The organism is Polymorphobacter sp. PAMC 29334, assembly GCF_019431245.1.
GTDB lineage: Bacteria > Pseudomonadota > Alphaproteobacteria > Sphingomonadales > Sphingomonadaceae > Polymorphobacter_B > Polymorphobacter_B megasporae.
Map to the genome: position 1 here is coordinate 2,353,326 of NZ_CP080243.1, position 23,274 is coordinate 2,376,599.

Consider the following 23,274-nt stretch of genomic DNA (forward strand, 5'->3'; position numbering starts at 1 on the left):
CCAGCCCTTATCGCCATGCTGCTCGCCACGTCGGCGGTCGCGCTCCCGGTGTCGGGGATCAGCAACGCCAGCCTCAAGCGCGATACGGCGACGCTCGCTTCGGACGCGTTCGAGGGGCGGCGGCCGGGTACTCCCGGTGGCGACAAGGCGGTCGCATATATCACGCAGCGGATGCAGGCGATCGGGCTGACGCCCGGCAATCATGGGCAGTGGACGCAGGATGTGCCGCTGGTGACGATCACGACCGCGCCGACGCCGTTGACGATGACCTATTGCGCCAACGGCACATGGGAGTGCCGGGCTAGCAAGCGGACGGACCTGAGCTACGGCACCGATGTGGTCCTGTGGACCAAGCGGCAGGTCGCAACGCAGATGCTCAACGCACCCGTCGTCTTCGTCGGCTACGGCATCACCGCGCCTGAGAAGGGCTGGGACGACTACGCCGGGCTCGACGTCCGCGGCAAGACGGTCGTTTTCCTCGTCAACGACCCCGACTGGCAGACGAAGGCGGCGGGCAGGGACGCCGGGCCGTTCGAAGGCCGGGCGATGACATATTATGGTCGCTACACCTACAAGTTCGAAGAGGCGGCGCGCCACGGGGCGGCCGCCGCCTTCGTCATCCACGATACCGAGCCGGCGGGCTACGGCTGGAACGTCATCACCACCAGCTGGACGGGGCCGCAGATCGACCTCGACAGTGCCGACAAGGGCAAGGGCCGCGTCGGGGTCGAAGGCTGGATCACGCGCGCCGCGGCCGAGCGGATGTTGAACGCTGGCGGGCAGGATCTGGCGACGCTGACGAAGGCGGCGCAGACGAAGGGCTTCCACGCCGTTCCGCTGAACCTGAGCGTCTCGGCCACCCTGACCAGCACGATCGCGCGGTCGGCGTCGAAGAACGTCATCGGCGTCGTCCCCGGCACCAAATACCCCGAGGAAACGGTGTTCATCACCGCGCATTGGGATCACCTCGGGCGCTGCCCGGCGGACAAGACCGGCGACGATATCTGTAATGGCGCGGTCGACAACGCCAGCGGCGTCGCCGGGGTGCTCGCACTCGCCGAGGCGTTCGAGAAGGGGCCGAAGCCGGAGCGGACGGTCGCGTTCATGGCGGTCACCGGCGAGGAGTCGGGGCTGCTCGGGTCGCGCTATTACGCCGAGCATCCGATCTATCCGCTCGCGCTTACGGCAGGCGGGGTCAACATGGACGGGCTCGCGGTCGGCGGCCGGACCCACGACATCGTCCTCAGCGGCGGCGGCAAGTCCGACCTCGACACGATGGCGACCGCGGTGGCGAAGGCGCAGGGCCGCTACGTCGCGCCCGAGCCGAGTCCCGAAAAGGGCGGCTATTTCCGCTCCGACCACTTCAGCTTCGCCAAGCTCGGCGTGCCGATGTTCCGCGGTGCCAGCGGGGTCGACCTGATCGACGGCGGCAAGGCGGCGGGGCAGGCGGCGGCGGACGATTATACCGCGCACCGCTACCACCAGCCGTCGGATAATTACGACCCGACCTGGACGTGGGCGGGCGCGGTCGAGGACCTCGACCTGTATTATGCGGTCGGGCGGGAGCTTGCCGACGGCCACGACTGGCCGAACTGGTATCCGGGGAGCGAATTCCGCGCGATCCGCGACACCACCGCGAGCCTGCGCAAGTGACCGCCCGCCAGCCCGCGGAGTGGATGCCCCACGCCGCGACATGGACCGCGTGGCCGAGCGATCCGGCGCTGTGGCAGGACGACCTGCTACCGGCGCGCGCCGAGGTCGCGGCGATGATCTGGGCGATCGCCGAGCATGAACGGGTCGAGTTGCTCGTCGGCACCGAGGAGGCAGCGGCATCGGCGCATGAAGCGCTCCATGGCGCGAGCGTCCGTTTTCACCACCAGCCGTTCGGCGACATCTGGCTCCGCGACACCGCACCGCTGTTCATGGCGTCCGCCGCCGGTCCCGCCGCCGCCGGGTTCCGCTTCAACGGCTGGGGCGGCAAATATCTGCTCGAGGGCGACGACGCCGTTGGCGCTTTCGTCGCCCACGGCGCGGGCGTGCCGCTGGCCAAGCACGATTGGGTGCTCGAGGGCGGGGCGATCGAGGTCGACGGCACGGGGCGATGCGTGACCACCGAAGCCTGCCTACTCAACCCCAACCGCAATCCCGGGATGGACCGCTTCGAAGTCGAGGCGCACCTGCGCCGCGATCTCGGCCTCGACCGCGTCCTCTGGCTCGGCGACGGTCTGGCCAACGACCATACCGATGGGCATGTCGACAACCTCGCACGCTTCGTCGCGCCCGGGGTGCTCGCGCTGCCGGCCGCTGCGGGCAGCGACGATCCGAATGCCGAGGTTTATGACGACGCCCACGACCGTGCCACAGCGTTCGGCGTCGACGTCGTCCGCGTGCCGTCGCCGGGGCTCGTCGAGGTCGACGGGGTCGCGGTGCCGGCGAGCTACATGAACTGGTACGTCGCCAACGGCATCGTCGTCGTCCCGACCTATGGCGCCGCCAACGACGCGGCGGCGGTCGCTGCGATCGGCGGCTTCTTCCCCGGGCGCCGTGTCGTCGGCCTGCGCGCCAACGCGATCCTGACCGGCGGCGGGAGCTTTCATTGCATTACCCAGCAACAGCCAGCGTGATCGGCTACTGGCTGGTCAAGGCGGTGATATCGGGGGCGATCGTCGCGACCGTGTCCGAAGTCGCGCGCCGCTATCCGGCGGGAGGAGCGCTGATCGCGTCGCTGCCGCTGGTGTCGATCCTCGGCATGATCTGGCTTTGGCGTGACACCGGCGATCGGGCTCGGCTCGCGGCGCACGCGGGGGCGACCTTCTGGTATGTCCTGCCGTCGCTGCCGATGTTCCTGATCATCCCCGCTTTGCTCCGCGGCGGCATGGCCTTCGCGCCCGCGCTCGGCATCGGTTGTCTTGTCACGATGCTGCTCTATCTCGGCATGGTCGCGGCCCTGTCGCGTTTCGGGATTGCCCTATGACCATCACCGCCGCCGCGCTCCAGCTCGCCTTCACCGACGACATGGACGCCGATATCGCCGCGACCGTCGCCGCTGTTCGCGACGCGGCGAGAAGGGGGGCGCAGGTCATCCTCCCGCCTGAACTATTCCAAGGCTATTACTTCTGCCGCCACGAACACGACCGCTTCTTCGCGCGTGCCTTCCCGACAGCGTCCCACCCCTCGGTGATCGCGATGCAGGCGGTGGCGAAGGACACCGGCACCTACATCCCGTGCTCGTTCTTCGAGGCCGACGGCCCGCATTATTACAACAGCCTCGCGATGATCGACCGCCGCGGCAATGTCATGGGCGTCTATCGCAAGAGCCACATCCCTGATGGCCCGGGGTATGAGGAGAAATTCTACTTCCGCCCCGGTAATACTGGCTTCAAGGTCTGGGACACCGACCATGGCCGGATCGGCGTCGGCATCTGCTGGGACCAGTGGTTTCCGGAAAGCGCGCGCGCGATGATGCTGATGGGGGCAGAGATTCTGTTCTACCCGACCGCGATCGGCTCCGAGCCCGCCGAGCCGAACCTCGACACGCGGCGGATGTGGATCCGCGCGATGATCGGCCACGCGGTGTCGAACGTCGTTCCCGTGGTCGCGGCCAACCGCACCGGCGTCGAGGAAGACCAGCGCTTCTACGGCAACAGCTTCATCGCCGACCAGCGCGGCGACATCGTCGACGAGCTGCCGACCGACGAGCAGGGCGCAGTCGTCGCGACGTTCGACCTCGCCGAAGTCCGCGCCAACCGCGCGAGCTTCGGATTCTTCCGCGACCGGCGGCCCGAGCTTTACGCGCGTCTGGCGCAGGACATCTGACCCGGATCGAGATCGTCTCGCTGGGTGATCGGCGCTGCAAAATGTACGGCGCGGCAGCGCGCAGGCCAGTCATTACGTGGACACTGTCGACGCCCTCGCCGCGTGACCAAATAGTATAAGCGTGATCGAGGGATAACTGTTACGGAGCCATATTCGGTCGTTGCTTGCGGCGGACCTTGGGCCATGCGCTCCGACCCTTTGTCCCGGTCAAGTTCGAATCGGGGGGTGCCTACCGCGCTTTTCGCTCTGCCAAGGATCGGAACTCGCGATGGATGCCATTCACGTCGCCGACCCGCCGCCCGTCATGCCGTCGGATGCAGCTGCAGGCCTCTTCGCGATTGACGATGGTCGATCCCTTAAGGCAACCGCAGAATCGCTCGATCTTAACAACTGCGATCTCGAGCCGATCCATGTTCCCGGACGTATACAGCCCCACGGTTTTCTAGTCGTACTGACTCCGGACTGGGTGGTCAGCAAAGTTTCGGCGAACATAGAGGCGTTTACTGGATGGCCGCCGGAAGCGTGGCTCGGCCAACCGCTCATCTCTAACGTCGATCCGGTTGCGGCGCATACGCTACGCAATCTCGCGGTCACGTTGTTTGGCCCCGATGCGGTCCAGCGAACATTTGCCATCGTGCTGATCGCGGGCCAGCCGCCGTTCGACGTCGCACTGCACCGCGCAGGTGACGCGCTCGTCATCGAAGCCGAACCCGCCGTCGCCGACGAGCGCGAAGCCGCGGCACTGATCCGGGCGATGGTCGCGCGGCTCAAGCACAGCATTGGGCTGCCCGCTTTCTATCGAGATGCAACGCGCCACGTGCAGGCGCTGACCGGCTTCGGCCGCGTCATGATTTATCGCCTCGGTGCCCAAGGGCATGGGGAAGTGGTCGCCGAGGCCCTGCGGGGATATCAGAATAGTTACATGGGATTGCACTATCCGGCATCGGATATACCGGTGCAGGCGCGCGCGCTGTACCTCCGCAACTCGTTTCGGATCATCGCCGATGTTGCGGCCGAACCGGTCCCGCTTGTCGCCCTGTCAGAGCGCGATGCCGTTCCGCCGCTCGACCAATCGCTGTCGGTGCTTCGCGCCGTTGCGCCGGTCCACATCGAATATCTGCGCAACATGGAAGTTGCTGCGTCGCTGTCGATCTCGATCATCGTGGATGGCAAGCTGTGGGGCCTATTCGCCTGCCACCACCCCGCGGCGAGACTGCCCAGCTTCGCGTACCGGACTGCGGCCGAGCTCTTCGGCGAGATGTTCTCGATGCAACTCGAGGGCAGGCTTCGCCGTGAAGCCGACATGCATGATCAACGCGCCCGGGCGCTCGCGGCGCTGCTGGTCGCCGAAGTGGCGCACGACCAGAGCGTCTTGCAAGATGCACGACGGCTCGCCGAATTGATCTTCGACACGATCCCGGGTGACGGCATGGCGATTTGCATCGACGGAGCAGTCTGGCCGACCGGCAAGACGCCCAGCACCGACGCGTGCAAAGTGGTGGCGTCGATGCTGGCCGAACAATCCTTACACAAGATCTTCGCCACCGATTGCGCGGCATCGCTGATGACGCCTGGTTCGTTGGACGGCGCCGCCGGGTTTATCGCGATCCCACTCATGCGTGGTCCGCAAGATTTCATCCTGCTGTTCCGATCGGAACTCACGCAGATCCGGAACTGGGCCGGTGATCCCGATAAACAGGCGACCGAGCACAACGGAAAGATCAGCCCGCGCCAAAGCTTCGAGGCCTGGGCCGAACTGGTTCACGGCAAATGCGAACCATTCACGGCGTCCGAGCAAGAAGCGGCGGAAACGATCAGAGCGGCGCTGGGAGAGTCCCGGTTTCACTCGAGCGATGTCGTGCCGGAAGCGCCGGTCCGCGGGCAGGACATGCTCATCGCCGAGCTTAATCACCGTGTCCGCAATATTCTTGCGCTGATCCAAGGTTTGATTTCGCAGACGCGCGGCGGCGCCGAAACCGTCGAGGCATTCGTCACTACGCTCGACTACCGTGTCCAGTCGCTGGCGCGAGCGCACGACCAGATCACCAGCGACCGCTGGGGGCCGGCCAATCTGAAGGACCTAGTTGCAACCGAAGCGGCGGCGTATCTGGACAATCGGCGTGATAGGGTCAGTATCGACGGGGCAAATATCCTCGTCTACCCGGCAGCATTCACGACGCTTGCCCTCGTCTTCCACGAACTGATGACCAACGCCGCCAAATATGGGGCGTTGTCGTCGACCGGCGTTGTCGCGATCGATTGGCGATCCGATGACGATGGCGATCTGCTGGTCGACTGGGTCGAGCGGGGAGGGCCGCCGGTCGCCACGCCGACGCGCCGGGGATTCGGATCGACGATCATCGAGCGCGCCATCCCGTACGACCTAGGCGGCACGGCAGCGGTCGAATACGGCGCATCAGGCTTTTCAGCCTGCTTCAAAATACCCGCGCGGCATCTTGCGGGGGTGTCGACGACGGTATCGCCAGCGCAGACAGTGGCGCTCGTTGCGGATCGATCGTCACTGCTGGCGGGGCTGAACGTGCTGCTTGTCGAAGACAATATCATCATCGCGATGGATTGTGCCGAGATGCTCCAGTCGCTCGGAGCGGCGCATGTGACGATGGCCGCGTCGGTGACCGAAGCCCTCGACGCGCTCGACGCCCAAGTGTTTCAGTTCGCCTTGCTCGACTTTAACCTCGGTGTGGAGACGAGCCTCGGCGTCGCCGATGTCCTGTTACTTCGGGGGATTCCGTTCGCGTTTGCCACCGGTTATGACGGTGACCTGCAGGACCGTGGGCATGCCAATGCACCTGTGATCGGCAAACCTTATGGCACTGCGCAACTGGTCCCGCTGCTGCGGAGGCTCGGCTTCGGCAGTCCTGGATGAGCCCGTCTTGACCAGCCCCGACCGGCGCTCGCGCCTGCGATCGGCTACCGTTCACGCGCACCGCAGGCTCGATGCGATCGTCGATCACGCAGGCTTCTTCGATGACCGTCGATCGTACGCCGCCTATCTCTACGCGACGTTGGAGGCGCGCGAACCGCTCGAACGCGCGCTGACCGAAAGTGGTGCAACGACATTTTTCGAGATGTGGCCCGACCGACTCATTGCCCCGGCGCTGCGTGCCGATATCGCCGATGTCCGCGGCGCAGATCCTCGATCCGCCCCGGATGCCGCAGGCCCGCTGATGTCGGCGGCGCAGACGATCGGCAGTCTCTACGTCCTCGAGGGATCGGCACTCGGCGGGCGGCAGCTTGCTCTGCGCGCGCATGCGCTGGGCATGAGCCCCGCGTTTGGCGCCCGGCACTTTGCACGGCAGACGGCGATCCCGAAAAGCTGGTCGGCCTTCCTGCGGGTGCTCGAGGCGCTGCCGCTCGACGCACGAGCGGAAGACGAGTGTATTGCGGCGGCGCTCGCGGCCTTCGCCAGTTTCGAACGCGCCTATGCCGCCGTCGCTATGCCGCCGCTTCGAGCGCTTCGCTCGCCGCCATCCACTTCGCCTCAGCTTCCGCCAGCGCTTTCTCCACCGTCGCCCGCGTCTTGAGGAGTGCGGGGACGCCGGCCAGCCGGTCTGCCCCGGTCGCTTTCGTCGGGTCGCCAAGCGCAGTGTCGAGCTGTGCCAGCCGCGCGGTCAGCCGGGTGATGTCAGCCTCCGCCTCGCGTGCGGTCCGGCGCATGACGACCGACTTTGCCCGGTCGCCCGCCGACTCCTGCCTTGCCGCCTTTTTCTCTGACTTAGCGGGGGCAGGGCGCTTCTCGGGGCGGGCGTCGCCGCGGCCGAGGACGCGATCGGTATAGTCGTCGAGCGAGCCCGAGAACTCGGTCGCGTGGCCGTCCTCGACGAGCACCAGCCGGTCGGCGGTCGCTTCGAGCATGTGTCGATCGTGGCTGACAACGACGACCGCGCCGCCGTAATCGGCGAGCGCCTGGACCAGCGCCTCGCGCGCATCGACGTCAAGGTGGTTGGTCGGCTCGTCGAGGATGAGCAGGTGCGGGGCATCGCGGGTAATCAGCGCCAGCGCGAGCCGCGCCTTTTCGCCACCCGACATCTTGCCGACCTTCTGTTCGGCCATCAGCCCCGAGAAGCCGAAGCGCCCCAGCTGGCCGCGCACCGCCGCCGGTTTCGCCCCGGGCATCAGCCGTCCCATGTGGGCAAGCGGGGTGTCGTCGCTGTCGAGTTCCTCGACCTGATACTGAGTAAAATAGCCGACCTTGAGTTTGGTCGACATGCCGATATGCCCCTCCATCGCGGGAAGCTGTCCCGCGAGTAGCCGCGCGAGCGTCGTCTTGCCGTTGCCGTTGCGCCCGAGCAGCGCCAGCCGGTCGTCGGGGTCGAGGCGCAGGTCGACCTGCTCAAGGATCGGCGTGCCATCGTATCCGACAGCAGCGTGATCGAGCTGAACCAGAGGTGGCTTGAGCACGGCGGGCGAGGGGAAGTCGAATACCAGGCTCGGGTCGTTCGCGGCCTCGGCGATCGGCTGCATTTTCGCCAGTGCCTTCATCCGCGACTGCGCCTGCTTCGCGGTCGAGGCGCGGGCCGAGTTACGCGCGATATAGTCGGTCAGCTTGGCACGCTGGGTCGCCTGTGCCTCGCGCGCCGAGGCCAACTGGGCGAGCCGCTCGTTGCGCTGGCGCTCGAAGTCGTCGTAGCCGCCGGCATACAGCGTCGTCGTCCCGCCTTCGAGGTGGAGGATATAGTCGACGACGTTGTTGAGCAGGTCGCGTTCGTGGCTGATGACGACCATCGTCGCGCGGTAGCTCTTGAGGAAGCTTTCGAGCCACAGCGTCGCCTCGAGGTCGAGGTGGTTCGATGGCTCGTCGAGCAGCAAAAGGTCGGGCTGCGAGAACAGCAGGGCGGCGAGGGCAACGCGCATCCGCCAGCCGCCCGAATAGCTGTCGAGCGGACGGTGCTGCGCGGCCTCGTCGAAGCCCAGTCCGACAAGGATGCGGCTGGCGCGGGCCGGGGCGGTGTGGGCGTCGATCGCGTTGAGGCGCTCGTGGATCTCGCCGATACGGTGGGCGTCGGGGTGACCCTCCTCCTCGGCGAGCAGCGCGGCGCGCTCGACGTCGGCGGCGAGGACGGTCTCAAACGGCGTCGCGGCACCGGCGGGAGCCTCCTGCGCGACATAGCCGATGCGAGCACCGCGCGGCATGTCGATGCCGCCTTCGTCGGGCTCGTTGACCTTGGCGATCAGCTTCATCAGCGTCGACTTGCCCGCGCCGTTGCGCCCGATCAGGCCGACGCGCGCACGGGGGGGAATCGCGGCGGAGGCGCGGTCGAGGATGACGCGCCCGCCAAGGCGCACCGTCACGGCGTTGATCGTCAGCATGCGGCGGCGTGTATCACGTCATGCTGCACTGCGGAAGGGATGCCGGGGGATGCACGCGATGGCTTTGGGCCGATCGCGCTACCCGACCGCCTTGAGCGGCACGCGCTTTGCGACACCGGTCGAGATGAAGCGGTTACCGAAAATGCGTGCCGAGCCGCGATCCTGGCGCTTGGCATCGTAGAGTGCGGCGTCGGCGCGCGCGATCAGGTCGGAGCTGCCGTCGCTATCGTCGGTCCACCATGCGATGCCGATGCTCGCCGACACTTCGAGCTTACGACCGTCGCGGCGGATGGGGCGGCGGAGGCTGACGAGCAGCGCCGCAACGAGCGCGTCGAGTTGCGTGGAGGCGGTGACGCCGCCGACGATCATCGCGAATTCGTCGCCGCCGATGCGCGCCGCGAAGCAGTCCGTCCGGCAATGCCGTCGAAGCTCACCCGCCACGTCGCGCAGCACGGTATCGCCGGTCGGGTGGCCGAAGGCGTCGTTGACCGCCTTGAATCCGTCGAGATCGATCAGCAGCAACCCGAGCGCTGCGCCGCTCAAGCGGCTCGCGGTGATGCTTTCGGAGAGGTGGCGCTCGAATGCGCCGCGGTTGGCCAGCCCGGTTAGATCGTCGGTCGCGGCGGCGAGGCGCAAGCCCTGCTGGATCGCATAATGGTCGGAAATGTCCTGGAACACCCCGATCACCGCGACTGGGACGCCGTCGAGCAGCTCGATCTCACCCATCGCGCGAACTCGCCGCCGGTCGCCGCGGGCGGTAATAAGGTCGGTCTCGCACAGGAATGGCTCGCCGGTGGAGATCGTCCGGGCAACGGCGTCCGAAACCGTCGCCCGGCTCTCGGGCGGGTAGAATCCGAGCGCGATGTCGAGTCCCGGGTGCGGGCCGACCTCAAGGCCATGAATCGCAAAGACATGATCGGACCACTCACAAATATTGTCCTCGATCGTCAGTCGCCATGTGCCGATCCCAGCCATCCGCTCGGCCTGGCGGAACCGGTGCTGGACGCGTTCGAGGCGCCGGTCGGGGGTGACGGTCGGTGGCACCAGCGTTGTGATCGGGAAGCGTTGCACCATGATATTTCACCCATAGCGCCAATACTTTAATGTTTAGCCATAAGACGTACGGGAATTCGCACATTGCAGACGTCGACCCCGCCGGCGGGGCGGAGGAAAAACGGCTCGCGGCGATTGGCGCGCGCAGCAATCAGCGCCGCAAAACTCGGCGTATCGGTCCGCATCACCTCGTACGACGGGCGCTGTCCCGGCGGAACATTGCTCGCGAGCCGCGCCCCGGTGATCGGCAACTTTTCCGCGTCGGTCTTGTAGAATCCGAGCGCCTCGGTCCCGCGCGGCAAGGCCGCGAACGGCGCGATGCCGTCGATTACGCGCCCAACCACCGCCATGTTGCGATCGAGATGCCGCGGCGCGTGCCCGATGACGGCGTAAAGCTCCGACCCGTCGCCGGTCGACGGCGGCAGGTCGCGGCCGGCGCCGACCATGCCGTAGCAATGCACCAGCCACGCCGCATCGGCGTCACGCGCGACCGGCCAGCCATCGCTGAAGCCGGCCTGCGGTGCGTAGGCGTCGGGAAACGGGAGCGGGGTGAACGGTACCTGCGCGCGAAGCCGCTCATATTCGGCGGGGAGGGTGGGAGCGGTCGCCGGAACGCCCGGCGCGTTGGCAGTGGCGACTGCGGTCTTGGCTGCGAATTGTACGACGTAATTGTCCTGGACACGGACGACGGCACCGCCGGTGAAGCCGCCGTCGCGGACCAGCTTGCGGATCGCCGCGACATGGGCGGGAGCAAAGCCTGGGGCGAGTTCGATCGTCAGCGTGCCCTTCGCGGTGTCGACAAGCATCAGGTTTTCAGGCGCGACCGGCCGCCAGGCGTCCGCCGGTGCGGACGATTCGACCTCGGCGATGGTTGGCGCGGCGGGGGCTGGCGGCGCGGCTGCGGCAACCGGAATGGCGAACATCGACAGCGCGAAAATAGTTGGAAGTTGACGAACCTGACGCCACGTCACGTTGAAACGCAGGCCTTGGTGAGCCGAATCGGTTCCTTTGTTCGATTTCCTGTATTCGGCTACGCGCATTCTCGCCTCCCGTCGTCCTCGTCGGCGCGGAGGCTAGACCTGCGCGCGCCATGTAGGACAGCGATTTATCGCCCGCGCCTAATCCGCCCAATCGCCTCGTCGAGTGCCGACAGGAAGCGCGAGCGGTCCGCAGCGGCGAAGGGGGCCGGCCCGCTGCGCGACGTCTCGCCCGACCGTGAGCCTGCCCACGACATCGCCCGTGCATCCTCGGCGAGCGCGCGCGCCGCGACCGCCGTGCCGACATTGGTGGCGGTGAACGGGCGGCCGTTGTGGCCGAGCACGGTCGCTCCTGCCTTGACCGCGCGGTCGGCGAGCAGGATGTCGCCGGTGATGACGATCACCCCCGGTGCGGCACGCTCGGCGATCCAGTCGTCGGCAGCATCGAAGCCGTCACCAACGACGACCTGTTCGAACAACGGTTCGGCGGGCACCCGGAAATACGAATTGGCGACGACCTTGACGGGCACGCCGTGGCGTCGGGCGACGCGGTAGATTTCGTCCTTCACCGGGCATGCGTCGGCATCGACAAGGATCATCGACGGTCTGTGTCGGAGCGGTGTGTCCTTATCGGTCATAGGTGTAACGATTATCCTTCCGTCTACGCAACATTCGGGTATGGCTCGCACATCAGGGGGGTTCTTATATGTTTAGGCTAATGATTTTTGCAGGGCTGGCTTTGGCCATCCCGTCGATTGCCTCGCCGGTCGAGGCGGGCACGGTGATCGTACCGGGGGAAAATGCGGCCCTCGAAAGCGAACACAACGCAAACTCGCCATTTGGAAACACGTCTTCATCGGGCTTCGTCACGCAGATCGCCTACGGCGCGTCGCAGCTTTCGAGCGTCGCCATCGGCACGATGATCACCGGCATCGGCTTTCGGATGTATTCGGAATACGAATCGAACGATCAGGATCTCAATTACACGTCGTTCGATATTCAGGTTGGCACGTCGTCGAACACGATCGCAGGATTGAGCCGGACCTTCGACAATAACCTCGGCGGCGACACGATCACGGCGCGGTCGGGCGCGCTGAGCATCGCCGCGGGCACATTCATTGGCGACCAGACATACAACCCGTTCTATACGATCAGCTTCACCACACCGTACGCCTACCAGGGCGGTGACCTGCTGATCACGATCCGCGACACGCTTGCCGACGACACCGTCGGAGCCTTTGTCCCGCTCGACGCGGTCTCGCACAGTGCGACGCTCGGCTCGGTTGGAACCACTGGCTCGGCGACTGCGATCAAGGGGTTTGCGAACTTCTTCTACATTCCCGTAACGCAGCTGACCTTCGCGTCGACTGCGGTACCCGAGCCGGCGAGCTGGCTTTTGATGATCGTAGGCTTCGGCTTGATCGGCAGCGCCCTGCGGCGGCGCAGCGTTCACGCTGCCCGTATCGGCTGATCTCAGCGCCGCCGAAGCGACGGCCGATGAGCGATATCACGGCGTCGCCCGGCGGACGAAATGGTCGTGCCGCCACGTCCAGCTGACGCGGTGGAGCGGAGCCGACGGCGGGTCGCGGTCGCCGCGCTCGGTGGTGCCGACGACCGTCGTGCCATCGGTCGCGGTGGTGAATGCCGGGGCGCCGCGTGACGCCGCCTCCAGGACTTTGCGCACTCCGCGCGCGTTGATCGCGTAAGCGCGGACGCGGTATACCGAGCCGCCGCCCCACGTCGTGAAGACGAGATTGTCGCCGTCCCACAGGCGGAACAGCCCGAGCGGGACGTCGTCGACCGCTTCGGTGAAATGGACGGCAGAGCGGCACGCGGCAATGCAATCGATGTGCAGCGCCCCTGACGTCGTCGCACCGCCGCGTTCGACCGCTACGGCATAGCTGGCGCTGCCGATGTCGACATCGAGGCGCGCGGCGGGCGGGGCGGCGGCTACCGCAACGGCGGCGGCAGCGAGCAAGGCAATCAAAATTTGCCGATCGTCGCCGCGAGTTCGGCCATCGGGTCGCCGCCCTTGGACAGCGCGGTGAGGCGGCTGTTGGCGGCGACGATCGACGTCGCATAACCGGGGCCGGTGCCGTAGCCGTCGAGGCCCTTGGCAACGTCGCCGCCGGCGCGGTCGATGCGCAGCTTGAGGTAGCGGGTAGCCAGCTTGATATTCGCCGCCGCCGACGTCATCGCCGTGAAATCGCTCTTGGTCTTGTCGACCCGGTCGACCTCGGTGACGGCGGTGCGCGTGATTTGCATCAACCCGGTCGCGCTCGATCCCGCGACCTTGCTTTTCTCAAGCGGGTCGAACCGCGATTCCTTGTAGATCACGGCGATGATCAGCGTGTCGGGCTGCCCCGAGACATTGTTGGCGCTGACCAGTGCCGCGATCTCGTCGTACGACAGACGATGGCTTAGCGGCACGCTGTGCTTGCGGTGCGGGGGAGCATGCGGCGACGCCAAAGTTGCCGGCCGGTGGCCAGGCGGCGTCGACGGTGCAGCGGGCCGATGCAGGCGATGATGCGTCTCGCTCATGCCGCCAGTCTAACGTGGCAGCAGTGGCCGCGCCAGCCGCCTGCTACCGCCGGGCATACCCCCGCTGCCCGCCGCCGCCGGCGGGCGGACCACGCCGCGGCGTGCGGTTCGGTTCGGGCGCGTCGCCGACCGGCTCGATAGCAACATCGGGGTCGCCGTCGTCGGTCTTCTTGAGCGACTGGACGAAGCGGGTCGCGGCGGCGCGCGGAATTTCGAAACGGGTCTCGCGGTCGAAGATGCGGATCGCGCCGATCTCGCGCTTGGTCAGGTGCCCGCGGCGGCAGAGGTACGGCAGCAGCCAGCGCGGGTCGGCATTGTTGTTGCGTCCGGCGTTGATGCGGAACCAGACGGTGTCCTCGAAGCCGGGACGCGGACCATCGGGGACAGCGCGCGCGGCGGGGCCGGTGTCGGACAGGTCTTCGGGGGCGGGGAGGCGGGCGCGTTGCAGGCGGAGCAGTGCGGCGGCGATGTCGACCGCGGGCTTGGCGGCCATCAGCGCTTCGGCGGCTTCGCGCTCGTCACCGGCGTCGGCGACCTCGTCGAGCATCCGCTCCTGATCCTTGGCGTAGATCGCCTCGGCGGTCGGGGCGTCCATCCATTCGGCGCGGACGTTCGCGGCGCGGAGCAGGCTCTCGGCGCGGTGGCGCTTGGGGTAGGGGACGAGAACGACGCACACGCCCTTCTTGCCCGCGCGCCCGGTGCGGCCCGAGCGGTGCTGGAGGACTTCGGCGTCATGCGGCAGTTCGGCGTGGATGACGAGGCCGAGGTCGGGGAGGTCGATCCCGCGCGCGGCGACGTCAGTGGCGACGCAGACGCGGGCGCGGCGGTCGCGCAACGCCTGGAGCGCATGGGTGCGGTCGGCCTGGCTCAGCTCGCCCGACAGCGCGACCGCGGCGAACCCGCGTTCGACGAGGTTGGCGTGGAGGCGGCGCACGCCCTCGCGGGTGCTGGCGAAGACGAGGGCGGCACCGGCCTCGAAATATCGCAGCGTGTTGACGACGGCGACTTCGAGGTCGTTCGGCGCGACGCGGATCGCGCGATAGTCGATGTCGCTGTGCTGCTCGCGGTCGTTCGCGGTGGCGATACGGAAGGCGTTCTTCTGATAGCGCTTGGCGAGCGTCTGGATCGGCTTCGGCAGCGTCGCCGAGAACAACAGCGTACGGCGCTCGGCGGGGGTCGAGTCGAGGATCTCCTCGAGGTCCTCGCGGAAGCCGAGGTCGAGCATCTCGTCGGCCTCGTCGAGGACGACGACCTTGAGGCTGCCGGTCGCCATCGTGCCGCGCTCGAGATGGTCGCGCAGGCGGCCGGGGGTGCCGACGACGATATGCGAGCCCTGCTGGAGCGCGCGCGCCTCGCGACGGATTTCCATGCCGCCGACGCAGGTCACGACGATCGCGCCCGCATCCTTGTATAGCCAGTCGAGTTCGCGGGCGACCTGGAGCGCGAGTTCGCGGGTCGGGGCGATGACCAGCGCGAGCGGTTCGGCAGCGCGCGGCAAGCGTTCGGCGTCGCCGAGCAATGTCGGGGCCATCGCGAGGCCGTACGCGACGGTCTTGCCCGACCCGGTTTGCGCCGAGACGAGCAGGTCGCGCTCCTGCGCCTCGGGAACGAGGACGCCCGCCTGGACCGGAGTCGCCGTCGCGTAACCGCGCGCGGCGAGCGCCGTGCCGAGCGCGGCAGGGGTGGTCGAAAAGGGCATCGGCAGGGGCTTTCGCTGGCGGCGCGGCGACTATGCTCTGCGCGAGCGGTCAGCCCTTAGCGCAAGCCCGGCATTTTCGCAAACCGGGGGGTGCGCTCCTCAGTCGAGGCTGGCGAACTGGACCGTGTCATTCGATGCGGCGAGGGCGATCTGGGTCGCGGCGGTGTTGGCGGCAACCTCGGCCTGCGACACGAACATGACATTGTTGACCACCTGTCGCGGCGTCATTGGCACGTCGGAGACGATCTTTGTCGGGCTCTGCTGCCCGGGACGAACGAAATTTGACTCGTAATAATAGCCGCGCGTGGTGTGCGTCGAATAAATGCGCAGCGCCGCAGGGTTGCTGGTCGTGGCGCCGAGCGTCGCGGCCGCGATCCGGGCCTCGCGCTCGAACCCAGTGACGACGCTGCCGCGGCAGACCATTCCGGCATTTGCCGAGGCCGCAGCCGAGAATGCGACGAGTGCGATTGCAATTGAATTCAGGGAAATTGCCATACTGTCTACCACTCCAATCCAGCCTTGATTGGCTCAATCAGAGTATCGACTATGCAGCACGAGTAATAATACTTGACTAAGGATAATGGTTACGATTGAATAAGCACGAATTAATATGTACGTTACTGAACATGTGAAATATATTAGCAGAATGACGGAACAATATTATCACTAGCGTTTGTTTACCATGACTTCGCATTTTCGAACGCGATTGTCAGCAACTCGGCGCACGGACGCTCAACGGCGAGCTACAGTTCAGTCAGCGATTTAATGTGCATCCCGTGCGTCTTGGGCGGGCGAGGCGGCTACACTGAAAGTGCGCCGCGGTGGTCGGCGGCGCCACCCTGCGCCGGACCACATCGCCGATCTCACTAATTATCGGGTCATCAATGCGTCTCGGAAGTTGCCGGGCCAGAAATTAGCCCGGCAACTCATCGCCGGTTAAACCTGGTCGTCGGGCTCGAAATTCAGCGCGACACCGTTGATGCAGTGGCGCTGCCCGGTCGGACGCGGGCCATCGTCGAAAACATGGCCGAGGTGGCCGCCACAAGTCGCGCAATGGACCTCGGTCCGGACCATGCCGAGGCTGCGGTCGACCGTCGTTGCGACAGCCCCCGGGATCGGCGCAAAGAAACTCGGCCAGCCCGAGCGGCTGTCGTACTTGGTTTCCGACGGATAGACCGGCGTCCCGCACGCGGCGCAGTCGAACACGCCGGTGCGCTTCTCGTTGTTGAGCGGCGACGTCCCGGGGCGCTCGGTGCCGTGCTGGCGGAGGACGCGATACTGGTCGGCCGACAATTCGGCGCGCCAGTCCGCGTCAGTCTTGGCGGCGTCGGTCTTCGCCGCCGTGCCGCCATTCACGCCATGTTCGTCGATCGCCAGCGCTGCCGGGGTCGCGGCATGCGCATCAGGCTCGGGCGCGAAAAAGCCTTTCAGGCCGGATAAAAGTCCATTGTCGCGATCGGTCACCGGCTGCTCCTGTCCCAAGGTCTCGTCGTTCCGAAATGGGCGCGCGCGGTCTGAAATCAACCTTCCCGGCGCGCCCGATCGAGCCTAGGCGGAGGCGACGTCCTTGTGCGGGCAGATCAGGAACTTCTCGCCCGTCGCGCGCCGATTATAGTCGGCGAACACCTTGGGCTGGAGCGCCTCGACGAGCGAGATTTCGTGGGTGTAGTGGCTGGCGAAGGTTGTCGTCAGTTCGGCGACGACGCGGTCCTTGAGCGCCTGCACCGCGTCGGGGCCGATCTTGACGAGGAACGGCGTCAGCAAAAAGCCGCCGAGCGCCCAGCTGAAGCCGAAGTTGCGGTTGAGCGTCGTCGGCGTGACGTCGAGGCCGCCGTAGATATAGACCTGCTTGAAGCTGTCCGAGCCATAGCGGCTGTACGTCGTCATCCGCTTGACCGCCGCGGCCTCCATGCACGTCAGCAGCTGCCCGGCGAGCTTGCCGCCGCCGATCGCATCGAACGCGATCGTCGCGCCGGTTTCGACGATCATCGCGATAAGCGTCTCGATGAAATCGGGCTGGCTGGAATCCGCGACATGGACCGCACCGATACCGTGGAGCAGCGCCGCCTGCGCCGGGCTGCGGACGACATTGACGAGCTGAATGCCGTCTTTGAGGCAGATCTTGACGAGCATCTGGCCGAGGTTCGATGCGGCGGCGGTGTGGACCAGCGCGGTGTGCCCCTCGCGGCGCATCACCTCGGTCATCGCCAGCGAGGTCAGCGGGTTGACGAAGCACGAAGCTCCGTCGGCAGGCTTGGTGCCATCCGGGAGGACGAGGCAGTCGGCGACCTTCAGGCAACGATATTGCGCGTACATCGCACCGCCGAGCATCGCGACGGTCTTGCCGAGCAATGCCTGCGCCTCGGGGGATGCACCCGCCTTGACGACGACTCCCGACCCCTCGTTGCCGACCGGCATCGCCTCGCCGATGCGCCCCGCCATCGCGCGCATGCCCGGCGCGGTTACCGGAGCGGTGACCAGCGGCTGGCCGTGGCGGGTCGACACCTGTGCGCCGGTCATGTCGGCGGCGCCGAACAGCAACCCGAGGTCCGACGGATTGATCGGCGTCGCCAGCACCTTGACGACGACCTGATCGGGGCGCGGCTCGGGTATGGGCTTATCGACCAGCGTAACCTCGAGCTGCGCTTCGGCAGTGATGAGCGACGTCAGTTGGAGGCCGGTCGTCGGAGTTGGGTCGGTCATCGCTTGTTCCTTATCTAGACACGCCGAATAGCCGATCGGGCGACACATGGTTAGCGGCTGTTTCAGCGGTAAAGTCGTGGCAACTTTAAGATGTGCGTAACCGTACATCTTCTGGACGAGCGTTTTGGTCGCGGATACCCATGGGTTGCAAGGGTGTTTCGCGGGCAGACGCATGCCAGATGAACTCGGTCGGAGTTCTTCCGGTGCGTCTTGGGGGGACTGCAGATGACGACAGTGCTGCCGCGCTCGCGCGAGGGCCTCGCCTTGGCAGTTGCCACCGTTTCTGCCGCAACGGCAGATCTGCTCCTCGTCGAACAGGATCTCACGGTGCTCGCAGTCAGCGACGGGTTCTGCCGCACCTTCGGCATCGACCGGACATCCGTAGAGGGGCAGTCGATCTTCACGCTGGGGTCTGGCGAATGGGCGACGCCGCTCATAACGTCGATGCTGACCACGACGGTGTCCGGCGGCGGAAACATCGACGCCTATGAGGTCGAGCTTTGTAATACGACACGGGGCGAGTTCCGCCTCAGCTTCGATGCGACCATGGTCCGCGACACCAGTGGCAACGGCGATCTCATGCTTGTCGCGGTCACCGACCCAAGTGAAACACGGATGCGTGAGCGCGAGCGCGAAAGTCTCTTCCGCGATCAAGGCGTATTGCTTCAGGAACTGCAGCATCGCACGGCGAATAGCCTGCAGATTATTGCGAGCGTGCTGATGCAGAGCGCGCGGAAGACGTCGTCGGACGAATTGCGCGGCTATCTCCACGATGCCCATCACCGGGTGATGTCGGTCGCCGAGGTGCAGAAACAGCTTGCGGTGACGACGCTCGGCAGCGTCGCGTTGCGGCCGTATCTCAGCCAGTTGTGCGCGAACATCGGGGCGTCGTTAATCTACGATCCCGCCCAGCTCGAGATCGTGGTCGATGCCGAAGACGCGAATATCGCCCCCGAGCTTTCGGTCAGCGTCGGCCTCGTCGTGACCGAACTCGTGATCAACGCGCTCAAGCATGCCTTTCCCGGGCAACGCCGGGGCCGGATCGACGTCGGCTACCGCTCCACCCCGATGGGCTGGACCCTGACGGTGGCCGATGATGGGGTCGGCATGCCCCGTGAGCGCTCGCCGGGCGGTACCGGGCTCGGCACGAGCATCGTCGAGGCGCTCGCCAAGCAGCTTCGCGCGAGAATCGACATCGGCGGCTCGGTCGGGACGAAGGTCACGCTTGCCCACGTCAATCTGCGCGTCGTCGCCGGCACCGAAAGCGAGCTCCGCCGCGCCGTCTAATATGCTGAGGATTTCCCGGGACTGGCAGGAGCGCGCTGTCTTGATGCCGTAACCGCGCTGTCATGCGACTGTCCAACACCCCGCTTAATGCTGCGCTGCGAACATGCTCCGGGGAATTTTGATAGTGCGGACGATAAACTTGCTGCTGGCATCGACGTCGCTTGCCTGGAGTGCTGCGACGCTTGCGGCGGCGATCCCAACCGACGTCTCCGCCGCCGACGCGCCGAGCGCAGACGCGAGCGAGGATGTCAGCGAGATCGTCGTTACCTCGCACCGCACCCGCTCGGTCGCCGAAGTCAGCGCGATCGAAATCCAGAAGGTCCTGCCGGGTATAAGCCCGCTCAAGGCGCTGCAGACGCTTCCTGGCGTGACATATCTGACTGCCGATCCGTTTGGTAACAACGAGCAGAACATCTCGCTCTTCGTCCACGGCTTCAACGCGCAGCAGCTCGGCTACACGCTCGACGGCATTCCGCTCGGCGACCAGACCTACGGCAACTACAACGGCCTGTCGCCGCAGCGCGCGGTGATCAGCGAGAACGTCGGCCGCGTCGTGCTCGCGAGCGGCGCGGGCGACCTCGGCACCGCGTCGACCTCGAACCTCGGCGGGACGATCGACACCTTCACCAGTGACCCGACCAAGACGCGCGGCGTTTCGGTGTCGCAGACCGTCGGCAGCTACGACACCTACCGCACCTTCGTCCGCGTCGATTCAGGCGAGTTCGGCGGCGGCAACAGCCTGTATGTCTCAGGTGTCCGCCAGGACGCGCGGGCGTGGGACTTCAACGGTCACCAGGGCGGCTATCAGGCGAACGGCAAGTTCGTCCACGACGACGCCACCGGCAAGTTGACGATCTACGGCGCCTATTCGGACAAGACCGAGCCCAACGAAGACGCGACCGTCTTCACCACCGCGACCGTCGGCACCGCACCCTACGCCCGCCCGTTCTTCTATCCCGATTTCGCCGGTGAAGAGACCTACCTCAGCAGCGGCGCGTACAAGGCGGCCGGATCGAACTACCGCAACTATTACAGCGACGCCCAGCGCACCGACTATCTGGCTTATGCGAAGTACGACTGGAATGTCAGCGACAAGATCAAATGGTCGAACCAGGCCTATTATCACCACGACGACGGCGTTGGTGTCGTCGCCGGACCGATCGATGTCGCCGGACTGCCGGGGCTGTTCTCGTTCTACTTTCCCGGCACCGGATCGGCGACGAGCCCGGCGAACCTCGCGCGGCTGACGACGATCTTCGGCGGCTCGGGGCTCGCGGCGCGGACGACAGAATACCGGATCAATCGCGAGGGCTGGATTTCGACCCTCCACCTCAACCTCGGCAATCACGACATCGAACTCGGCGGCTGGTACGAACATCAAAGCTCGTCGGCGTTCCGCCGCTGGTACGCGGTCGACGTCAACAATTCGCAGTCGCCGTACACGCGCCCGCACGACTATGCGACGCCGCTGATCACCCAGTACGGCAGCCAGGTGAAGGTCGACGAGATCCAGACGCACATCCAGGATAGCTGGCACGTGCTCCCGGCGGTTACCGTCCTCGCGGGGTTCAAGTCGACCTTCCAGCGTGCGCGGCAGGACGTTCCGGTCCAGCCGATCCCGGGGTCGTTCTCGAATTCGACCGCGCTGCCGGTCGGCAATCTCAACACCGACAAGGCGTTCCTGCCCGAAGTCGGCGCTTTGTGGGACGTCACCGGCAACGAGCAAATCTTCGCCAATGCCCAGCAGAATATCCGCCAGTTCCAGACGAGCGCCGCGTCGGGCCTCTCGCCGTTCGCGCTCGGCAGCCAGCAGGTGTTCGATGCGTTCAAGGCGACGGTCAAGCCCGAGACGAGCTGGACCTACGAGGGCGGCATCCGCACCCACCGCAGCTTCTCGTTCGGGCCGATCACCGGCTTCGAAGGGCAGGCGTCATATTATCACGTCGACTTCTCGAACCGCCTGCTCGCGATCAGCCCGACCACCGTCATCACCTCGATCATCAGCGGCGCGGCGATCCTCGGCAACGTCGGCAGCGTCAAGACCGACGGCGTCGACATTGCCGGAACGCTGCATTTCGGGTCGCATTTCTCGATCTACGACGCGGTCAGCTATAATAATTCGCGCTACGAAGATAATTATTCGGTCGGGCTCGCCGCGACCGTCGTCCCGACTGCGGGCAAGAAGGTCCCGGGGTCGCCCGACTGGCTCAACAAGACCGTCGTCAGCGCCAATTACGGCGGCGTCGACGTCCAGGTCATCGGCGACTATCTCGGACGGCGCTTCGCGACCTACACCAATGACCTGTCGGTCCCGGCGTATTTCACCGCGAGCGCGCGCGTCGCTTACACCTTGCCGCTCAGCCCGAGCTTCCCGGTCCACAACGCGACGATCAGCGTCAACATCACCAACCTGACCGACAAGAAGGCAGCGTCGACACTGTCGATCGGCGCGGCGAACGGCACCTACAATGCCTTCCCGCTGCCGCCGCGGCAGGTGTTCGGCACGCTGGCGTTCGGCTTCTAGCCCGCCAGATAGTCCGCCCAACGCTGCAGCGGCTCGGGGCGATACGTACCGAGGCCGCGCCAGCGACGGACGGCAGCGTCGGCGATTTCGTCGGTGGCTGCCGGGCCTACCCTGTCGTGCTGGCCGCTCGTTGCGAGGACGATGTCGCCGATCGTGCGGTGTGCGACGGGGAAGGGTGCGACCGCGTCGGCGGCGTCGCGGTAGATCTCCAGCAGGTCGTCGTCGAACGCCAGCCCGGCGGCGACCGCGCCCTCGGCGATCCACAGCAGCGGCAGGATCGAGATGCCGCCATCGTCCTCGCCGCCGCCGACCGAGCCGTGGTGTCCGGGAAACCAGCTTTGCTGGTACGGCCGATCGCCCGGCGTCGCGCCGGTGACCCCGGCATTGGCATTGAGGTCGGCGAGATTGTCCCACAGGCACGGCGCGAAGCTCGCGCGGCGCTCGTCGATCGCGACCGCGTGGCGTGCGCTGACGACGAAGCGCGACAGGCTCTCGTCGTGGAAGCGGTACTTGTCGTTGAAGCTGTCGGCGAACGGCAGGCTGTCGGGCACGCCGAGCGACCCGACGGTGTCCCACACCCCGAGATACTGGATCGACGCCTCGGTCTTGCCGGCCTTGTCGGCGGGCGTCGTCCGCTTCGGATCGGCCTCGCGCGGCCGAAGAAAGAGCGCGGCGTCGTAACAATTATTGCGGCGAAACACCGCCGTCTCGACGGCGTCCTTGCTGTGGTTGCGGTAGATGTCGATCGCCTGGTCGATCAGCCCGATGTTCTGCCGCTTGAGGATCCACGCCCGCCGCAGCAGCCCGCCAAGGCTGCGGGCGGTGTACGCTCCGCGCGAAAAGCCGAAGATGAAGATGCGGTCGCCGGGACAATAATTGAGGCAGAGGAATTCATACGCCCGCGCGATCTTGTCATCGAGCCCCTCGCCGAACGCCCCGCCAAGAATGCGCTGCGCCTTGTCGAGGATGCCGTTCCCGACCCCGACACCGTCGTCGTAATAGACCACCTGCACTGTATCGCGCCCGTCGATCCGGCTGAATGGCGTCACTGCGCGGGCAAGGCGCGTGACGTTCGTCGGATAACGCTGGCCAAGATTCTGCCACGTCCCGTCACAAAAAATAGCGATATTCTTCATCGGATTCCCCCCGGCGGCAGGACCGCGTGATCGCCGCGGACGGCGGTGCAACGCACGACGCTACTGGCGGATCGGCAGGGATTCGAACCCTGGAGGAGCTTTTGACCCCTACACACTTTCCAGGCGTGCGCCTTCGACCACTCGGCCACCGATCCGTTGCCGCGGGCGGTAGCATGACCGCCGCCGCACGGACAAGTCACGAGCTTA

Annotated in this window: 20 protein-coding genes and 1 tRNA gene; 9 read left to right on the top strand and 12 right to left on the bottom strand. The window is 66.1% G+C overall.

Annotation, left to right across the window (positions count from 1 at the left end; all coding sequences use genetic code 11):
• Positions 1–15 precede the first annotated feature (15 nt).
• From KZX46_RS14905 to KZX46_RS14930, 6 genes are all read left to right on the top strand, one after another.
• Positions 16–1,653 (top strand): M20/M25/M40 family metallo-hydrolase, encoded by a 1,638-nt coding sequence (locus tag KZX46_RS14905; RefSeq protein WP_219777033.1) that lies wholly within the window; start codon positions 16–18, stop codon positions 1,651–1,653.
• Complete coding sequence (locus KZX46_RS14910) at positions 1,650–2,624, top strand: agmatine deiminase family protein (RefSeq protein ID WP_219774643.1); 975 nt, start codon at positions 1,650–1,652, stop codon at positions 2,622–2,624. Before KZX46_RS14905 ends, KZX46_RS14910 begins: the two co-directional genes overlap by 4 nt.
• The gene (locus tag KZX46_RS14915) at positions 2,624–2,974 is read left to right on the top strand and encodes a DUF3147 family protein (RefSeq protein WP_219777034.1); all 351 of its coding nucleotides are present in this window, start codon (positions 2,624–2,626) and stop codon (positions 2,972–2,974) included. Before KZX46_RS14910 ends, KZX46_RS14915 begins: the two co-directional genes overlap by 1 nt.
• The gene (gene aguB / locus KZX46_RS14920) at positions 2,971–3,816 is read left to right on the top strand and encodes an N-carbamoylputrescine amidase (protein WP_219774644.1); all 846 of its coding nucleotides are present in this window, start codon (positions 2,971–2,973) and stop codon (positions 3,814–3,816) included. Before KZX46_RS14915 ends, aguB begins: the two co-directional genes overlap by 4 nt.
• 304 nt (positions 3,817–4,120) lie before the next feature.
• A complete protein-coding gene (locus KZX46_RS14925) occupies positions 4,121–6,703 on the top strand; it encodes an HWE histidine kinase domain-containing protein (protein WP_219777035.1) in 2,583 nt (860 codons plus the stop codon).
• 7 nt (positions 6,704–6,710) lie between these two features.
• Positions 6,711–7,361, top strand: a complete 651-nt coding sequence (locus tag KZX46_RS14930; RefSeq protein ID WP_219774645.1) for a biliverdin-producing heme oxygenase — start codon at positions 6,711–6,713, stop codon at positions 7,359–7,361.
• Here the strand turns inward: KZX46_RS14930 and KZX46_RS14935 are convergent.
• The 4 genes from KZX46_RS14935 to KZX46_RS14950 all read right to left on the bottom strand — a co-directional run bounded on the left by KZX46_RS14935 (position 7,273) and on the right by KZX46_RS14950 (position 11,776).
• The gene (locus tag KZX46_RS14935) at positions 7,273–9,147 is read right to left on the bottom strand and encodes an ABC-F family ATP-binding cassette domain-containing protein (protein WP_219774646.1); all 1,875 of its coding nucleotides are present in this window, start codon (positions 9,145–9,147) and stop codon (positions 7,273–7,275) included. The two genes, KZX46_RS14930 and KZX46_RS14935, sit on opposite strands and share 89 nt — an antisense overlap.
• 78 nt (positions 9,148–9,225) lie before the next feature.
• Positions 9,226–10,221 carry a sensor domain-containing diguanylate cyclase gene (locus KZX46_RS14940; protein ID WP_216707598.1) on the bottom strand — a complete coding sequence of 332 codons (996 nt, stop codon included), beginning with the start codon at positions 10,219–10,221 and terminating at the stop codon, positions 9,226–9,228.
• Between the two features lie 26 nt (positions 10,222–10,247).
• Entirely contained in the window at positions 10,248–11,123 is an 876-nt protein-coding gene (locus tag KZX46_RS14945; protein WP_219774647.1) for a peptidylprolyl isomerase, read from the bottom strand.
• A 182-nt stretch (positions 11,124–11,305) separates the two neighbouring features.
• Positions 11,306–11,776: a YaiI/YqxD family protein gene (locus KZX46_RS14950; RefSeq protein ID WP_219774648.1), complete on the bottom strand. Its 471-nt coding sequence runs from the start codon at positions 11,774–11,776 to the stop codon at positions 11,306–11,308.
• Between the two features lie 107 nt (positions 11,777–11,883).
• Here KZX46_RS14950 and KZX46_RS22950 point away from each other — a divergent pair, with 107 nt between their 5' ends.
• Positions 11,884–12,648 carry a PEPxxWA-CTERM sorting domain-containing protein gene (locus KZX46_RS22950; protein WP_226895982.1) on the top strand — a complete coding sequence of 255 codons (765 nt, stop codon included), beginning with the start codon at positions 11,884–11,886 and terminating at the stop codon, positions 12,646–12,648.
• Between the two features lie 36 nt (positions 12,649–12,684).
• Here the strand turns inward: KZX46_RS22950 and KZX46_RS14960 are convergent, their stop codons facing one another.
• The 6 genes from KZX46_RS14960 to KZX46_RS14985 form a co-directional block, all read right to left on the bottom strand.
• A complete protein-coding gene (locus KZX46_RS14960) occupies positions 12,685–13,164 on the bottom strand; it encodes a hypothetical protein (RefSeq protein WP_219774649.1) in 480 nt (159 codons plus the stop codon).
• Positions 13,161–13,718 (bottom strand): lytic transglycosylase domain-containing protein, encoded by a 558-nt coding sequence (locus KZX46_RS14965; protein ID WP_219774650.1) that lies wholly within the window; start codon positions 13,716–13,718, stop codon positions 13,161–13,163. Before KZX46_RS14965 ends, KZX46_RS14960 begins: the two co-directional genes overlap by 4 nt.
• A 43-nt stretch (positions 13,719–13,761) precedes the next feature.
• The gene (locus tag KZX46_RS14970) at positions 13,762–15,417 is read right to left on the bottom strand and encodes a DEAD/DEAH box helicase (protein ID WP_216707603.1); all 1,656 of its coding nucleotides are present in this window, start codon (positions 15,415–15,417) and stop codon (positions 13,762–13,764) included.
• A 99-nt stretch (positions 15,418–15,516) separates the two neighbouring features.
• Positions 15,517–15,912: a hypothetical protein gene (locus KZX46_RS14975; RefSeq protein ID WP_216707604.1), complete on the bottom strand. Its 396-nt coding sequence runs from the start codon at positions 15,910–15,912 to the stop codon at positions 15,517–15,519.
• A gap of 441 nt (positions 15,913–16,353) precedes the next feature.
• Complete coding sequence (gene msrB / locus KZX46_RS14980; protein ID WP_226896291.1) at positions 16,354–16,788, bottom strand: peptide-methionine (R)-S-oxide reductase MsrB; 435 nt, start codon at positions 16,786–16,788, stop codon at positions 16,354–16,356.
• 177 nt (positions 16,789–16,965) lie between these two features.
• A complete protein-coding gene (locus KZX46_RS14985) occupies positions 16,966–18,120 on the bottom strand; it encodes a zinc-binding dehydrogenase (RefSeq protein WP_219774651.1) in 1,155 nt (384 codons plus the stop codon).
• A gap of 225 nt (positions 18,121–18,345) precedes the next feature.
• On the opposite strand from KZX46_RS14985, the gene KZX46_RS14990 reads away from it, so the two are divergent.
• On the top strand, positions 18,346–19,407 hold the full coding sequence (locus tag KZX46_RS14990; RefSeq protein ID WP_219774652.1) for a histidine kinase dimerization/phosphoacceptor domain -containing protein: 1,062 nt from the start codon (positions 18,346–18,348) through the stop codon (positions 19,405–19,407).
• Positions 19,408–19,510: 103 nt separating this feature from the next.
• Positions 19,511–21,931 (top strand): TonB-dependent receptor, encoded by a 2,421-nt coding sequence (locus KZX46_RS14995; RefSeq protein WP_219774653.1) that lies wholly within the window; start codon positions 19,511–19,513, stop codon positions 21,929–21,931.
• On the opposite strand, the gene KZX46_RS15000 is transcribed toward KZX46_RS14995, so the two are convergent.
• Together KZX46_RS15000 and KZX46_RS15005 are read right to left on the bottom strand one after the other, a co-directional pair.
• The gene (locus tag KZX46_RS15000; protein WP_219774654.1) at positions 21,928–23,067 is read right to left on the bottom strand and encodes a DUF2235 domain-containing protein; all 1,140 of its coding nucleotides are present in this window, start codon (positions 23,065–23,067) and stop codon (positions 21,928–21,930) included. The genes KZX46_RS14995 and KZX46_RS15000 overlap by 4 nt on opposite strands.
• 64 nt (positions 23,068–23,131) lie before the next feature.
• Positions 23,132–23,222: transfer RNA gene (locus tag KZX46_RS15005), tRNA-Ser, on the bottom strand.
• Positions 23,223–23,274 lie beyond the last annotated feature (52 nt).

Excerpts from the sequence above, each read along its gene's own strand:
- KZX46_RS14905 (WP_219777033.1), top strand. The coding sequence starts at position 16 with ATGCTGCTCGCCACGTCGGCGGTCGCGCTCCCGGTGTCGGGGATCAGC.
- aguB (WP_219774644.1), top strand. The coding sequence starts at position 2,971 with ATGACCATCACCGCCGCCGCGCTCCAGCTCGCCTTCACCGACGACATG.
- KZX46_RS14925 (WP_219777035.1), top strand. The coding sequence starts at position 4,121 with ATGCCGTCGGATGCAGCTGCAGGCCTCTTCGCGATTGACGATGGTCGA.
- KZX46_RS14935 (WP_219774646.1), bottom strand. The coding sequence starts at position 9,147 with ATGCTGACGATCAACGCCGTGACGGTGCGCCTTGGCGGGCGCGTCATC.
- KZX46_RS14940 (WP_216707598.1), bottom strand. The coding sequence starts at position 10,221 with ATGGTGCAACGCTTCCCGATCACAACGCTGGTGCCACCGACCGTCACC.
- KZX46_RS14945 (WP_219774647.1), bottom strand. The coding sequence starts at position 11,123 with ATGTTCGCCATTCCGGTTGCCGCAGCCGCGCCGCCAGCCCCCGCCGCG.
- KZX46_RS14950 (WP_219774648.1), bottom strand. The coding sequence starts at position 11,776 with ATGATCCTTGTCGATGCCGACGCATGCCCGGTGAAGGACGAAATCTAC.
- KZX46_RS22950 (WP_226895982.1), top strand. The coding sequence starts at position 11,884 with ATGTTTAGGCTAATGATTTTTGCAGGGCTGGCTTTGGCCATCCCGTCG.
- KZX46_RS14965 (WP_219774650.1), bottom strand. The coding sequence starts at position 13,718 with ATGAGCGAGACGCATCATCGCCTGCATCGGCCCGCTGCACCGTCGACG.
- KZX46_RS14970 (WP_216707603.1), bottom strand. The coding sequence starts at position 15,417 with ATGCCCTTTTCGACCACCCCTGCCGCGCTCGGCACGGCGCTCGCCGCG.
- KZX46_RS14975 (WP_216707604.1), bottom strand. The coding sequence starts at position 15,912 with ATGGCAATTTCCCTGAATTCAATTGCAATCGCACTCGTCGCATTCTCG.
- KZX46_RS14985 (WP_219774651.1), bottom strand. The coding sequence starts at position 18,120 with ATGACCGACCCAACTCCGACGACCGGCCTCCAACTGACGTCGCTCATC.
- KZX46_RS14990 (WP_219774652.1), top strand. The coding sequence starts at position 18,346 with ATGACGACAGTGCTGCCGCGCTCGCGCGAGGGCCTCGCCTTGGCAGTT.
- KZX46_RS14995 (WP_219774653.1), top strand. The coding sequence starts at position 19,511 with ATGCTCCGGGGAATTTTGATAGTGCGGACGATAAACTTGCTGCTGGCA.
- KZX46_RS15000 (WP_219774654.1), bottom strand. The coding sequence starts at position 23,067 with ATGAAGAATATCGCTATTTTTTGTGACGGGACGTGGCAGAATCTTGGC.